The organism is Tahibacter soli (genome assembly GCF_025717065.2).
GTDB lineage: Bacteria > Pseudomonadota > Gammaproteobacteria > Xanthomonadales > Rhodanobacteraceae > Tahibacter > Tahibacter soli.
In genome coordinates, this window is record NZ_JAOVZO020000020.1 from 804,289 (window position 1) to 819,064 (window position 14,776).

Consider the following 14,776-nt stretch of genomic DNA (forward strand, 5'->3'; position numbering starts at 1 on the left):
TTTTGCCGTCATCCCAGCGAAAGCTGGGATCCAGCTTTTGACTCGCTTTTGCTCGTCATCCCGGCGAAGGCCGGGATCCAGCTCTCGACGCTGGTTTTTCGCCGTTACTCCAACCCGCGTCGCTCTCGTCGTTGACGGCCGCTTCGTCTTTTGCACAAGGCCTTCGACAAAGCGTTTCGCCCGCCTGCCGGCGGCCGAGTCACTTTCTTCGACTGGCCGAAGAAAGTAACCAAAGAAGGCCACCCCAACTGCCGCGCCCCTCCGGGCATCCTGCCCTCCAGGGACCGCAAGCGCCCGGCGGGGTCCGCCGATGGTCCATCCATGGACCACGACGGACGACGCACATCCGTGTGCGTCCCCTGCGGGCCTGATCGCCGGTCACTTGCTCGCGGCAGATGGGGCCCCGGGGAAAGCGGGCGGCTTCCTGCCGCCAGAAACAACCGCAACCGCCAAAGCCAAAGCCGGAGCCAAAGCCCGAGCCCGAGCCGGAGCCGGAGCCGGAGCCGGAGCCTGCGCCCGCAATTTTCATCGCTTTCGCACGCCGCCCGCCCTTCACACTTCTTCGCGTTCCCTTCCGCCAACCGCTGCGATATGCTCAATGTAATCGTTTTCATCGCCCCAAGGCCAGCACCGCAATGAGCGCACCGATCCGGTTTCCGAGCGATTTCCTCTGGGGTTGTGCGACCTCGGCTTATCAGATCGAAGGCTCGCCCCTCGCCGACGGCGCCGGCCCCTCGATCTGGCACCGCTTCACCCGCACTCCCGGCCTCACCCGCGACGGCGAGAACGGCGACATCGCCAGCGATCACTACCGCCGCTACAAGGACGACGTCGCATTGATGCGTCGCCTCGGCTTGAACTCGTATCGTTTTTCGATCGCCTGGGCTCGCGTGCTGCCGGAGGGCAAGGGCCGCGTCAATCCGGCCGGCCTCGCGTTCTACGATCGCCTCGTCGACGAACTGCTCGCCGCCGGCATCGCGCCGAACGTCACGCTGTATCACTGGGACCTGCCCGCCGCGCTCGACGACCGCGGCGGCTGGCTCACCCCCGACATCGCCGACTGGTTCGCCGACTACGCACAGGTCGTCTACCGCAAGCTCGACGATCGCGTGAAGATGTGGGCCACGTTGAACGAACCCTGGGTCGTCACCGACGGCGGCTATCTGCACGGCGCGCTCGCACCGGGCCACAAGAATTTCTACGAAGCGCCGCTCGCCTCGCATCACCTCATGCGCGCGCACGGCAAGGCCGTGCAGGCGTATCGCGCCGAGGGCAAGCACAAGATCGGCCTCGTCGTGAACATCGAACCGAAGTACCCGGCGTCGCAGTCGCCCGAAGACCTCGCCGCCACGCAGCGCGCCGACGCGTACATGAACCGCCAGTACCTCGACCCCGCGCTGCTCGGCAGCTATCCGCCGGAACTGAAAGACATCTTCGGCGAAGCCTGGCCCGACTGGCCGGCGGAAGATTTCGCGCTGATCAAACAGCCGCTCGACTTCATCGGTTTGAACTACTACACCCGCAACGTCACGCGGCACGACGAGGCGAACTGGCCGCTGCGCGCGAGCGGCGTGAAGCAGGCGGGCGCCACCTACAGCGAAACCGGCTGGGAGGTGTACGCGCAAGGGCTCACCGACACGCTCGCGTGGATCCGCGACCGCTACGGCAATCCGGAAATCTACGTCACCGAGAACGGTTCTGCGTTCTACGATCCGCCGGTCGCCGAGGACGGCGCGATCGACGATCCCCTACGCGTGAGCTACCTCAAGAAGCACCTGCGCGCCGTGCACGCCGCGATCGAGGCCGGCTGCAATCTGCGCGGCTACTACGCGTGGTCGCTGCTCGACAATTTCGAGTGGTCGCTCGGCTATTCCAAGCGCTTCGGCATCGTGCACGTCGACTACGCGACACAGCAACGCACGATCAAGGCCAGCGGAAAACTCTACGCCGAAGTCATCGCCTCGCACGGCGCGGTGCTCGACGGTCAATAGCCGGCTATCCTAGGCGCTTTGCCGATCGGGGGATTCATGGATCGCGCCTTGCCCGAGTTGATCAAGCCTGATTCGATCAGGCCCGTGCTCCTCGCCGACATCGGCGGAACGAACCTGCGCTTCGCCCTCGGCGAAGGACCGTCGCAGCCGCTGCGCGCCGACAGCATCCGCCGCTACCGCGCCGCCGATCACGGCTCGCTCGGTGAAGCGGCGGCACGCTACGTCGACGAACTCGCCGTGCAGCCGCACGCCGGCGTGTTCGCGGTAGCCGGGCGCGTCGACGCCGGCGAGGTGAAGATCACGAACCTGCCGTGGACCGTGTCGGCGCAGGCCGTCGCGAAGCAGCTGTCGCTCGCGTCGGTGCGTCTCGTCAACGACTTCGCCGCGCAAAGCCGCTGCCTGCCGCTGCTGACGTCCGACGATCTCGAAGTCATCGGCAGCGTACCGGCGCCGTCGCTCGCCGGCGGCGCGGCACGCACGGTCGCCGTGGCCGGCCCCGGCACGGGGCTCGGCGTCGGCGCGCTGCTGATGCGCGACGGCCGCGCGATCGAACTCGAAACCGAAGGCGGGCACCTGAGCTTCGCACCGGGTTCCGACGAGGAAGTGGCCGTGCTCGCGCGGCTACGTGCGCGCTTCGGCCGCGTGTCGAACGAGCGCGTCGTCTGCGGCAACGGGCTGTACAACCTTTACGTCGCGTTGTGCGAAATCGCCGGCGAGACACCGCGCGCGCAGAACCAGGAAGCCGTGAGCCTCGCCGCGACCGACGGCGGCGACGCGCACGCGGTACGCGCGGTGGAACTCTTCTGCGAAATCTTCGGCGCGATCTGCGGCGACCTCGTGTTCGCGTTCGGCGCGTGGGACGGCGTGTATCTCACCGGCGGACTGCTCGAACCGATGCTGCCGTGGATACGCCGCGGCGGCTTCCGCCGTCGCTTTGAAGACAAGGGCCGTTTTTCGCCGACGATGGCGAAGATCCCGACGCTCGCGATCACGCACCCGCACACGGGGCTGCTCGGCGCGGCGGCGATCGCGCTGGACGGCTAGCGGCGCTCGACGGTCACTGTCGCCGGCACGCGGGGAATCGCGAGTTCCCCGTCGCGCCACCGCGCGACGCGTCCGTCGATCGTGGTGCGGCCCGGCGCACCGTCTTCCGGCCACACGAGGCGTATTCCACCGGGCGCCGAAAATCCGGTGTCACGCACGACGAGGACGATCGCGTCGGCGTCTCGCTCGAGTGCGTAACTGAGAATGCCGTACGGCGTGCGCAACCCGTCGATCGCGACGCCGTCGCCGTCGAGCCAGTCGGCCGGCACGCCGGCGGCGATCACCATCGCCTGGTCCTCGCTGCGCTCGTACGCGAACAGGTCGAGCGCCGCGCGCAGGAAATCCGACGCGACCCACGCGTGCGGCATGTCGCCGATGAAGCGCACTTCGCGCGGATCGCGGCCGACGACTTCGGCCCACTGATTCCACGCCGTCGGCCGGCGGTCGCGCATGAAGAAGTCGATGGCTTCCGTCGCGCGCTTGCGCCAGCCCAGTCGCACGAACGTGCCCACTGTTCGCCACTCGTACGGCGTGTAGTCGTTCCAGGCTTTCGCGCCGTCGCGGCGCGCGACGAATTCGCGCCAGTAGCGCTCGAACGTGTTGCGCAGCAGGTCCTGCGGCAATGCGCGCTGTTCGCCGGCCGGCGCGAGCGCGATCGTCGTCGAGGTCGCGTCGAAATCGCCGAGTTCGGCCGCGCCGGGGATGAAATCGATGCCGTGCCGCGCCGTCGCCGCACGGATCGACGCGTGCAGGTCGTCGCGAAATTCGTCGCGCGAACGCGCGATCGCCGCGGCGTCGCGGCCGAGCGCGAGCGCCGCGTTCGCGGCGTCCTTGTAGCCGGTCAGCGCCCAGAAGTCGTCCCAGTACGAATGCATCGGCTTCGCCGAATAGCCTTCGTGGCTGATCGACGCCGGCATCAGGCCGTACAGCGCGCGGCGTTCGGGCGTGCGGTTTTGTTCGCCTTGTTCACTGCGCCGCAACGTATCCATATACGCGACGGCGGCTTCGATGCGCGGCCACGTCGCCGCGAGCAGCGCCTTGTCGCCGCCGTAGCGGTAGACGAGCCAGGCCAGGTGGACGAGTTCGCCGTGACTGTCGTTCTCGGGCACGGGATCGGCGCCGCGCGCGTCGACGCAGCACGGCACCTTGCCGTTCCTGAACTGGTACGGCGCGTACCAGTCGAGGTATTCGCGCGCGACCTGCGTATCGCCGAGTCGCAGCAGGCCTTCGGCGATCATCGCGCCGTCGCGTATCCACGAGCGCGCGTACGAGCGCGTACCGGGCCGCAGCATCGGGCCGTCGCGCGAGATCAGGATGTGCGCGAGCGCCGTGCGTACGCTGTCGGCCAGCGCGCGCCCGGCCGGCGGCACCGCGATGCGCACGCGATCGAGCGTCGCGCGCCACCGCGCCGCGACGCGTTCGCGTTCGGCGGCGAGCCACGCGGGCGCGTCGGTCGTTTCGATACGCGGCGGCGCGCCGATCAGCGGCGCGGCGAAGCCGACCGTGCGCGATTCGCCCGGCGCGAGTTCGAACGTGTGGAGAAATGCGCCCGAGGCGAAGCCGGTGGGATCGTCGACGCGTTGCGCCGCCGGTCGCGGCGTTTCGGCGAGCCGCGACGTCGCCATGCCGGCGTCGTAGCCGCTCGCGAAGAACGCGTCCGGCGCCACGAGCGGTCGCAGGCGCTCGCGGCCGTCGACGGCCAGCGCGCGTCCGTCCCACGCGAGCGAGCGGATCGGCGCGACGCCGCCCGGCGTCGACAGGAACTGCGCCGGCGGATTGACCTGGAACGGCCGCACCGCGAGCGCGAGCGTCAGGCGCCGAGGGCGTTCGGACGAATTGCGCAACGTGTAGCTCGCGACGAGGTTCGCGGCGTTCGCGTCGCCGCTCGCGAAAGCGCCGACGTCGAGGTCGAAGCCGTCGCCGCGCCAGATCGCGTGCGGCAAAGGCAGATAGCCGTCGTCGAGCGTGTGCGCGATGCGCACGTCGGCCCAGCTCGCGACGTGCGCGCCGTCGAGCACGAACGGCTCTACCGAGAGGCCGCCGCGCGAAAGTTCGATCGCGCCGTCTTCGCCGAACAGGCCAGAATCGCGACCGCCGTCGACGCCGACGAGCGTCCAGTACGACTGCTCGCCGGAAAATCCGCGCGGATAGCGGCCGCGCGGCTCGCGCTTGGCGAGCGCCTGGAAGAACGCGTTCGGGTTCGCGCCGAACGCGAGGTCTTCGACCGCGACGTCGCGCAGGCCGAACGTCGCGCCCTGCCCGGCCAGCAGCCGCAATCGGACGAGCCGCGCTTCCGACTCGGTCAGCAGCAGCGCGTCGTCGCCGCCGTCGCCGCCTTTCACTTCTCGCAGCGTTCTCCACGTTTTCGCATCGTCCGAGACCTCGACCGCGTAGCGCGTCGCCGCCTGGTCCGGCGCCCAGCGCAAAGTGAGCCCGCCGAATTCGCGCACGCGGCCGAAGTCGAGCAGGAGCTGCACCTCGCGGCTCGTAACGGCACGCCAGGCCGAGGCCGTATCGCCGTCGACCGCGAACGTCGCCGGCGCGCCGCGCAGCGACGACGACGCGCTCGCCGTCGGCGTGCCGAACGGCAGCGGCGGATCGCGCTCGCGCAAGGTCAGCGCATCGACGCAGAACTCGCCCGCGCCGCCCTGATTCGCGTAGATCGTGAATTCGACGCTGTCGCTGCGCACGAGCGTCTTGTCCTTCGCCGGCCCCCACGCGAACGCGATCTGCCGCCGCTTGTAGCGCACCGGCTGCCAGTCGGCCGCAAACGTCGTGTTCGGCCGCTCGACCCACCAGACGTTCTCGCCGCTCGCATCGGCGAGCTTGAACTGGAACGCGTTCGGCGGGCCTTTGCCGCGCACGCGGAAGTCGAATTCGTAGTCGTGCGGATAGTCGATCGCGAGCGCGCGCCGGATGCCGGCGTAACCCGAAACGCCGTTGAAGTCGTACGCGAGGCACAACGCGCCGTCGGCGCGACGCAGCGTCGCGCTCACCTGGTCCGACGCGACGGCCTGCCACGCCGACGTATCGGCGAAATCGTCGAGCACGCGCGCCTCGTGCGCGCCCGCGGCGCCGGCAACGAGAAGCGCGAGCGCGGCAAGCACGCCCTTCATCCTTTCACGCCGCCGAGCATCAGGCCTTGCAGGTAGTGCCGCTGCAGCGCGAGGAACAGAAGGAGCACCGGCAGCACCGTGACGACCGCGCCGGCCATCATGAGTTCGTTGTCCTGCACGTGCTCGCGCGACAGCGACGCGAGCGCGACCGGCATCGTCTGCTGCGCATCGCCGCTCAGCACGATCAGCGGCCACATGAAATCGTTCCAGCACGTGAGAAACGTGAGGATCGCGAGCGTCGCGATAATGGGCCGCAAGAGCGGCAGCACGATCGAGAAGAAGATGCGCCATTCGCCGGCGCCGTCGATGCGCGCGGCTTCGATGAGTTCGTCCGGTATCGAGCGCGCGTACTGCCGCACGAGAAAAACGCCGAACACCGACGCGAGCGACGGCACGATCACGCCCCAGTACGTGTTGACGAGGCCGAGGCTCTTCATCATGAGAAACAGCGGCATCATCGCGACCTGCAGCGGAATCACGAGCGCGCCGAGCAGACCGCGGAACAGGGCGTCGCGGCCGGCGAAGCGCAGCTTCGCGAACGCGTAGCCGGCCGCGAGGTTGAACAGCAGCGACAGTGCGGTGACGGCACCCGCGAGCAGCAGGCTGTTGACGAGATGTCGGCCGACGCCGAGCACGGTGAAGAGTTCCACATAGTTCGCAAGCGTCGGCCGCGTGGGCACGAGCGGCGGCGGAAAAGCGGCCGCTTCTCCGCGCGTCATGAACGACACCGACAGCATCCACGCGAGCGGTGCGAGCGTCAGCGCGGTCGCGCCGATCAGCGCGCCGTTGACGAGCCAGCGCGACGCGCCTTGACTTGATTGGCGCCAACTCATGCGGCGCGACTCCCGCGCGCGAAGCGCAGCAGCCCCGCGGTGACCGCGAGTATCAGCGCGAACAGCAGGAACGCGATGGCGGAGGCGCGTCCGAGATTCCACCAGCGGAAGCCTTCCTCGTACATGTAGTACAGCACGCTCGTCGTGCTGCGTAGCGGCCCGCCGCGCGTCATCACGTACGGTTCGGCGAACAATTGGAAATAGCCCGCGACCGTGATGATCGCGACCAGCAGCAAGGTCGGCGCCAGCATCGGCAACGTGACGTGGCGCAGGCGCTGCCACGCCGACGCGCCGTCGATGCGCGCGGCCTCGTACAGCTCGCCCGGTATCGCCTGCAGACCGGCCAGCAGGATGATCATGTTGTAGCCGAAGTTCTTCCACACGGCGAACAGGATGATCGTCGGCATCGACCAGTTCGCGTCGCCGAGCCAGTCGATCGCGCCGAAGCCGAGCGACGTGAGCGCGTAGTTCACGAGCCCATATTGCGTGTTGAAGAGATAGCGCCAGATCACCGCGACCGCGACGACGGTCGTCACGACCGGCGCGAACAGCGCGGTACGGAAGAAGCCCTTGAACCGCGCGAGCTTCGAATCGAGCAGCAGCGCCGTGCCGAGCGAAACGAGCATCGACAGCGGCACGCCGACGCCGACGAAGTACAGCGTGTTGGCGAGCGCTTCCCAGAACAGCGGCGTGTGCAACGTGTCGATGTAGTTGCGCAAACCCGTGAAGCGCAGGTTCGACGTGTCGGCGAGCGCGTACAGGTCGAAGTCGGTCAGGCTCAGCAGCAGCGCCGCGATCACCGGCAGCACGAAGAACAGGCCGATCACGGCGAGCGCCGGCGCTACGAACGTCCAGGCGACGCGCTCGACCTTCACGGCTTGGGCGCCTGCCGCGCGAGCATCCAGCGGCGCTTTTCGAGGATCGCGTCGACCTGCGCGTCGAGCGCGGCGACGCCTTCGTCGAACGGCAGGCCGCCGCGCACGACGCGCTCGGCGGTCAGCTGCATCGTGTTCGCGATGCGCTCCCACTCCGGCACTTTCGGCGCCGGTCGCACGCTTTCGAGCTGTTCGCGAAACGCGTGCGCGAGCGTGTCGCCGGCGAGCTGCGGATCGGCCCACACGCTGCGGCGCGGCGGCAGGTCGCCGGTCAGCGCGTGCAGGCGCAGCTGCGCCTCGCGCCGCGACAGGTATTCGACGAACTGCCACGCAGCCGCCTTGCGTTTCGACTGCGCGAACAGCACGAGGCTCGTGCCGCCGCCGACCCCGACGCCAGCGCCGTCCGGCCCAGGCAGCGGCGCGGTGCGCAATTCGGCCAGCGCCTCCGGCGGCAGTCGCTTCTTGAACTCGACGATGTTCCACGGCCCCGAAATGTAAAAGGTATAAAAACCCCGCCCGAGCTCGAACCACACGTTGGCGATCTGCGTGTCGCTCATCGGCGGCGCCCACGTCTCGCGGAACATCTCGACGTAGAACGCGAGCGCACGGCGAAAGCCGGTGCTGTCGAAATTGCCGCGCGTGCCGTGTTCGGCGAGCAGCGGATCGGACTGCTGTATCGCAAGGCCCAGCAGCGGCTCGAATTCGTCGAGCGGCAGCAGAACCGCGTACTTGTCGGCGCCGGCATTGCGCTTGATCGCGGCGAGCATGCGGCGCCACTCGTCCCAGGTTCGCGGCGGCGCATCGAAGCCGGCCGCGGCGAGCAGGTCGCGCCGGTAGAACAACAATCGCGTGTCGACGTACCACGGCACGCCGAGCAGACGCTCGTCGACGACGTTCGTATCCCAGATGCCCGGGAAGTAGTCCGACGCGTCGACGACGCCGGATTTCGCGACGTAGGCATCGAGCGGTTCGAGCGCGCCGAGCGCGGCGAATTCCGGCAGCCAGGTATTGCCGAGTTGGCACAGGTCCGGCAGCGAATCGCCGGCGAACGCAGTCAGGAGTTTCTCGTGCGCGGCGGTCCACGGCAGTTTCTGCAGATCGATGCGGACGCCGGGATGCGTGCGTTCGAAGTCGGCGATCAGCTCGCCGACGACTTCCGCCTCGCGGCCCATCGCCCAGAAGCGAACGACGGTCGCATCGTCGGAACGCCCGCAACCGGCAAGGCCCAACGTGACCAGGCACGCGACGGCGAAGCGGCGCGCGAACGCGGCGATCACGGCTTGCCCGCGGTGTCGGCGTCGAGCCAGCCGCCCGCGAAGCCCGCGCGTTCGAGCCCGCGCCGGATATGCGGATTCTTGCGCATCACGCGCCAGACGAAGCCGTTGCGGTGATTTTCGATCATCGCGACGATCGGCCCCTGGTCGATGCCGAGCCAGTCGTCGGCCACCCAGCCGAAGCCTTCGACCTGCTTGCCGTACTTGAGCGGCGGCGAGGCATACGTGTAGCTCGGATTGAACGCGTCGAGAAATCCATAGGTGGAATAGATCGTCTTGCCGTAGCGATCGTACATCGCCTGGATCGCGGGCTTGACGATCTCCGGCGCGAACGGCAGCGACGAGACGGCCGCGGTCGGCGCGATCGTACCGTCGTCGTACGCGTCGACGAGGCCCGCGCCGCGCGCCGAGTAGTGGCGAAATTCGCGGATCTGTCCGTTGTACGGCTGCTTGACGCCTTGCGGGCCGTCGCTCGCGGTGAGTCCCCAGACGTCGGCGCCGTAGCCCGCCCAGCCCATCGGATTCTCGATCGCGTACGCGCGCTGCGACAGCGTCGCGCGGCGGCTGTTCTCGAAATAGTCGATGCCCTTGCCGCGCATGTAGACGTCGCGGATGCCGCGAAAGTCGATCCACACGTGGGAATACTGATGGCCGAACAGCGGCCCGAAGCCCAAGTGTTCCTGACCGTAGAACGTGCCCCACGAACGCGCGTAGCCGCTCGTCCAGGCGCTCCACGCCTCGGCGCCGATCGGATGCGTCGGCGAGCCGAGCGCGAGCACGTAGACGAGCATCGCCTCGTTGTAGCCTTTCCAGTCGTGCTGGATGAAGCCGCGAAACGGATACCAGCCCATCGAGATCAGCGGCGGGCGCACCTGCAGCCACGGCCATTCGACACGGCCGTAGATCGTTTCGGCGAGCGCGCGGATTTCTTTTTCCCCGGGCTCGTCGCGATCGTAGTAGCTCTGCGCGAACAGCACGCCACCGAGCAGCAGCGAGGTATCGACCGACGACAGCTCGACCCAGTCCGAATAGCGCGTGCCGTCCTCGAGCTTCAGGAAATGGTGGAAAAATCCCTTGTAGCCGGTAACGCCTTTTTCCTCCGGCCCCTGCTTTGCGTTCGCGAAGAAACGCAGCGTCGTCAGCGTGCGCTCGCGCGCCGCCTCGCGCGTGATCCAGCCGCGCTCGACGCCGATGCCGTACGCCGTGAGGCCGAAGCCGATCGCGGCGATGCTCGAGAACGCCTCCTGGTACGGATAGCGGTCGGGCACGAGGCCGTGCGGCCGGTTGCCCGTTTCCCAGAAATACAGAAAGGCGCGTTTCTGCACGTCGTCGACGAGCGCCTGTCCCGACAGCGCCGGTTGCGCGGCGGGTGTCGGCGCGACGCGCGTATCGGCGCCGGCGCAAGCGGCGAACGCGACGGTGAAGACGAAGGCGATGGTGGCGAGGAAGCGATCGAACTTGCGCATGCGATTCCAGCGTCGTTGTTGCGGACTTCAAAAAGCGGCCGGGCGGTCGACGTCGACCTGCTTGAGGAGGGGGAGCGCCGTCGCCCCGCCCGGCCTTCGACAAAGCCGGGAAACGGGTTGCAGCCCGTTCCCCGGCGTCAGCTCAGAACCGGTAGCGCGCGCTGACCTGGAAGCTGCGGGTCGGGCCCTTCGTGCAGAAGCCCTTGCCGTAGGTCGGCTCGTTGAAGTTCTGGTTGTAGCAGTCGTAGTTGGTGAAGTTGAAAATATTGAACGCGTCGGCGCGCACTTCGAGCGCCTGTTCCTTGCCGAACCGGAACTCCTTCGACAGCGCGAGATCGACCTGGCGGTACGCCCAGAAGTTCGGCAGGATGAAGTCGTAGCGCTTCGGATACGACCCGCCGAGGATGATGCCGCCGTTGTAGCGGTAGTCGGTCGCGAGCGGATACGGATCGCCCGAATTCAACGTGATGAGACCGGTCAGGCGCATGTCCCACGGCATCTTCACGGTACCGTTGATGACGACGTTGTGCTTGGCGCCGACGTTGTTGCCGAGGTACATCGCCGGCGTCGAGTAGTCGAGCGAATACGCGTCGCCGCCCTGCTTCTTGGCGAGCTGGAACGTCCAGTTGAGTCCGAAGCCCCAGCCCGACTCGTCGGTGTAGGGCTTTTCCAAAGTCCAGAACACGCCCTTGGACGAGTACTTCTTCGTCGACGACAGCAGCACCGGACCGTAGCCGTTCGGCAGCGGCGCGATGAAGTCGCCGTTCTCGCGGCGATTGCCCCAGATCCACGTGAACTGCCGGTAGCCGAGCACGCGCGAGAGCGTCACCGACGTGATCCAGTCGCCGAGCACCTGCTTGACGCCGAGGCTGAACGCGTCGCTGTACGGCGGCTTCTGCTTGTTGTTGAGCAGGTTGATCTCGCCGCTGCCGGCGTTGCCGCTCTGGATCAGTTCCTGCAGACCCGCGGCCGTGAGATAGCGCGGGTCCCACGCGACCGACGGATTGCCGTCGACCGGTGATCCGTCGCGAGAAAAGTAGATATTGTAATACGGATACTGCGAGTGGAACGACTCCTGAATCGGATTGTCGAGCGGCGTGCGGTCGTAGTAGCGGCCGGCGCCGCCGGTGATCGTCGTCGACTGGTCGGCATCCTTGCTGACGTCCCACGAGAAGCCCAGGCGCGGCTGGTACGCGTTCTTGAAGGCTTTGCGCTCGCTGCCGGTCGAGACGTAGTCGTGCGAGATGCCGAGCAGGTCGATCACCGCGAGCTGGGCCTGCGGCGTGACGTAGCCGTTGTTGTACGCGTCCGATTCGTAGTCCCAGCGCAGGCCGAGATTTACCTGCAGGCGCTGCGTGACGTCCCAGTCGTCCTGGATGAAGAGGCCGGTCTGCTTGTTGTCGATGTCGGCGAACTTGCCGCTCGGCGAGTACGACGCGCGGTACGGAATCTCGTAGCCGGTCGGGAAGCGGAAGCTGTACGAGTAGCGCGGGTTCGACGTGTTGTTTTCCAGAAGTCTCAGATTGTACTTGGCGAACTTGACGCCGAACTTGACCACGTGCTCGCCGTGCCAGTCGAGCGGATCGAGCGTCACGTCGTTGCGGAACGTCGTCGATTTCTGTTCCTTGTCCTGCAGGCTCGAGCCGCCGCCGATCACGCCGGCGCCCTCGTAGTCGGACGAGACGATGTCCGACTGCGCCGGCCGCGGCGAATACTGGTAGTAGCCGTGGTCGATCAGCATGTCGTTGACGAAGCCGTTGCCGCGGTACTGCCACTTGAGCAGCGTGTCGTCGACCTTGTTGTCGCGGTCCTGGCGCGCGGTGTACGCGGTCGTGTTCGTCACGCCGATCACCTCGGTGTCCTTGCGGCGCGAGAACGACAGGTCGACGCTGTTGTCGTCGTTGGGCTGCCACGACAGCTTGCCGAAGCCGACCTTCTGCTCGAACGGGATATTGAAATTGCCGTTGAACTGCGTGAAGTCGGGCGTGCCGGTGTACGCGGGATTCGTCGGGTTGCGGAACAGCACTGTCTGGTTGCCGGTCTCCTCCTTCACCTCGTAGCTGACGAAGAAGTGCAGCACGTCCTTGACGATCGGTCCGCCGAGCGTCGCGCCGTACTGCTTGCGCGAATACTCGGGTTTCTCCAGGCCGTTGTCCTCGCTGATCTTGTCGAGGGCGACCATGTCCTTGTTCTGGTAGTAGCCGTACGCGGTGCCGTGAAACTCGTTCGTGCCCGACTTCGTCACGGCGGTGATGATCGCGGTGCCGGCCTGCTCGTACTCGGCCTTGTAGTTCTGCGTCAGCACGCGGAATTCCTGCACCGCCTCCTGCGAGAACGGATTGCCGCGGCTCGAATCCTGGCCGACGAGGCCGCCCTGCAGGATGTTGTTCTTGAGGTTCGCGCCGTCGATGAAGACGTTGGTCTGGTTCGCCGGCTGGCCCGCGGCCGAGATCGTCTTGTTGTATTTCTCGTTCGACACGACCACGCCCGGCGCGAGCGCCGCGAACGCGAGAAAGTTGCGATCGCTCTGCGGCAGCGTGCGCATCTGCTGCTGCGTGATATTGGTGGCGACTTCCGACGTGCGCAGCTCGATCGGCGCGGCGGCGGTCACGTTGACCGTTTCGAGTTCGGTCGTCGGCTTGCCGGCGCCGAGATCGATCGTCAGCTGCTGACCGACGAGCACCGTCACGACGCTCGACCCGAGCGACGTTCCCCCGGCGCTCGCGCTGATCTCGTAGGTGCCCGGCCGCAGGCTGGTCAGCACATAGCGGCCGTCGGCGCCGACGGCGACGCGCGTGGTGTAGCCGGTCGACGTCTCGCGCGCGACGACTTCGGCGCCGGTCGTCGCCGATTCGACCTTGCCGCGGATCGTCGCGTTGACGTTCTGCGCCAATGCGCCGCCCGCGGCGAACGTCGCCAAGGCCGCGGCGACGGCGGTGATGAGCAGCTTGCGAGCGCTGCGATGTAAACGTTTCATTTTCTGGCCCCTCCCCAACGTGGCTGTCTGTTGCTCGGTTTTCGGTGGACGCTCCCTGCGATTCGAATGCCGCGCGACTGCGCGAATCAGGCGGTGCGTGCGCAGGACTGGCGCACGATCAGGTCGCAGCCGAGCGTCTCGGCGTGCGTCTGCGCGCTGTCCGGCTGCTCGACCAAGGAAATCAGACGCGCCATCGCGCGCTCGCCGAGTTCGGCGATGCGCACGCGCACCGTCGTCAGCCCGGGCGTGACGTAGCGCGCGATCGGAATGTCGTCGAAGCCGACGACGGCGATGTCCTGCGGCACGCGCACGCCGGCTTCGTTGAGCGCGAACAGGCAGCCGAGCGCCATCGTGTCGTTCGCCGCGAAGATCGCGTCGGGCCGCTCGCGCCGGGCCTGTACGGCCTGCGCGGCGCGGTAGCCGGCGCCTTCGGTGAAGTCGCCCGCCAGCACGATTTCCGCCGCGCCGGGCAAGAGCTGCGCGAGCGCCGTGGCATAGCCGCGACGGCGCTCCTGCGCATCGAAGTTCTGTTCCGGACCGGCGATCAGCGCGATGCGCCGAAAGCCGCGCTCGACGAGATGCCGCACCATCGCGTAGGCGCCGGCGTAGTTGTCGATGATCAGCGACGGATAGCCGTTGCCGCGCACGCGCGTGTTCATCAGCACGGCCGGCAGTCGCGTCGGCAGGTTTTCGGCGAGGAGATCGGCGTCGGCATGCGGCGACATCACGAGCAGACCGTCGACGCGGCCCTGCAGCATGCGCAGCGCCTGCGCCGTTTCCGATGCCGAGCCGTGCGAGCTCGACACGAGCAGATGCAGGTTGTTGCGCCGGGCCGCGACGTCCATGCCGCGGATCAGTTCCGAAAAGAACTCGCCGTAGAGATCGGGCAGCACGGCGCCGATCGTCTGCGTGCGTTTCGTGATCAGGCTGCGCGCCGCGCCGTGCGGCATGTAGCGCAGTTCGCGCGCGACGCCTTCGATGCGCTCGCGCGTTTCGGGCGTGACGTTGTCGTGACCGTTGAGCGCGCGCGAGACCGACGCGACCGAAACGCCGGCGGCGCGCGCGACATCCTTGATGGTGACGGTCATGGCGACCTCTGACGACGCATGCGTTGCCCGTTCACGGTGATGTAAACGTTTTCATTCTGTCTGCTGAGTGGGGGAATGTCATGCTGCGGTACAGCAGGAAGGTTTCTATCCG

General features: G+C 67.4%; 9 protein-coding genes. 2 read left to right on the plus strand and 7 right to left on the minus strand.

All coding sequences use genetic code 11. The annotated features are described in order from the left end of the window. Window positions 1-635: 635 nt before the first annotated feature. Complete coding sequence (locus OD750_RS24540) at window positions 636-1,991, plus strand: GH1 family beta-glucosidase (RefSeq protein WP_263541257.1); 1,356 nt, start codon at window positions 636-638, stop codon at window positions 1,989-1,991. 57 nt (window positions 1,992-2,048) lie between these two features. Next, the gene (gene glk, locus OD750_RS24545) at window positions 2,049-3,035 is read left to right on the plus strand and encodes a glucokinase (RefSeq protein WP_263541392.1); all 987 of its coding nucleotides are present in this window, start codon (window positions 2,049-2,051) and stop codon (window positions 3,033-3,035) included. Here glk and OD750_RS24550 read toward each other — a convergent pair. From OD750_RS24550 to OD750_RS24580, 7 genes are all read right to left on the minus strand, one after another. Then, window positions 3,032-6,151, minus strand: a complete 3,120-nt coding sequence (locus OD750_RS24550; RefSeq protein ID WP_263541258.1) for a discoidin domain-containing protein — start codon at window positions 6,149-6,151, stop codon at window positions 3,032-3,034. The genes glk and OD750_RS24550 overlap by 4 nt on opposite strands. Continuing rightward, complete coding sequence (locus OD750_RS24555; RefSeq protein WP_263541259.1) at window positions 6,148-6,984, minus strand: carbohydrate ABC transporter permease; 837 nt, start codon at window positions 6,982-6,984, stop codon at window positions 6,148-6,150. The genes OD750_RS24550 and OD750_RS24555 overlap by 4 nt, the downstream gene beginning before the upstream one ends. Next, window positions 6,981-7,859: a carbohydrate ABC transporter permease gene (locus OD750_RS24560; RefSeq protein ID WP_263541260.1), complete on the minus strand. Its 879-nt coding sequence runs from the start codon at window positions 7,857-7,859 to the stop codon at window positions 6,981-6,983. The genes OD750_RS24555 and OD750_RS24560 overlap by 4 nt, the downstream gene beginning before the upstream one ends. Continuing rightward, window positions 7,856-9,136 carry a sugar ABC transporter substrate-binding protein gene (locus OD750_RS24565; RefSeq protein WP_263541261.1) on the minus strand — a complete coding sequence of 427 codons (1,281 nt, stop codon included), beginning with the start codon at window positions 9,134-9,136 and terminating at the stop codon, window positions 7,856-7,858. Before OD750_RS24565 ends, OD750_RS24560 begins: the two co-directional genes overlap by 4 nt. Further along, window positions 9,133-10,599, minus strand: a complete 1,467-nt coding sequence (locus tag OD750_RS24570; protein WP_263541262.1) for a glucoamylase family protein — start codon at window positions 10,597-10,599, stop codon at window positions 9,133-9,135. Before OD750_RS24570 ends, OD750_RS24565 begins: the two co-directional genes overlap by 4 nt. 142 nt (window positions 10,600-10,741) lie before the next feature. Continuing rightward, complete coding sequence (locus OD750_RS24575; protein ID WP_263541263.1) at window positions 10,742-13,576, minus strand: TonB-dependent receptor; 2,835 nt, start codon at window positions 13,574-13,576, stop codon at window positions 10,742-10,744. An 86-nt stretch (window positions 13,577-13,662) separates the two neighbouring features. Further along, entirely contained in the window at window positions 13,663-14,664 is a 1,002-nt protein-coding gene (locus OD750_RS24580) for a LacI family DNA-binding transcriptional regulator (RefSeq protein WP_263541264.1), read from the minus strand. Window positions 14,665-14,776: the final 112 nt, after the last annotated feature.

What these genes read in the sequence shown, in the direction of transcription:
- OD750_RS24570 (WP_263541262.1), bottom strand. Translation starts at nt 10,599, where the DNA reads ATGCGCAAGTTCGATCGCTTCCTCGCCACCATCGCCTTCGTCTTCACC.
- OD750_RS24580 (WP_263541264.1), bottom strand. Translation starts at nt 14,664, where the DNA reads ATGACCGTCACCATCAAGGATGTCGCGCGCGCCGCCGGCGTTTCGGTC.
- OD750_RS24555 (WP_263541259.1), bottom strand. Translation starts at nt 6,984, where the DNA reads ATGAGTTGGCGCCAATCAAGTCAAGGCGCGTCGCGCTGGCTCGTCAAC.
- OD750_RS24540 (WP_263541257.1), top strand. Translation starts at nt 636, where the DNA reads ATGAGCGCACCGATCCGGTTTCCGAGCGATTTCCTCTGGGGTTGTGCG.
- OD750_RS24550 (WP_263541258.1), bottom strand. Translation starts at nt 6,151, where the DNA reads ATGAAGGGCGTGCTTGCCGCGCTCGCGCTTCTCGTTGCCGGCGCCGCG.
- OD750_RS24575 (WP_263541263.1), bottom strand. Translation starts at nt 13,576, where the DNA reads ATGAAACGTTTACATCGCAGCGCTCGCAAGCTGCTCATCACCGCCGTC.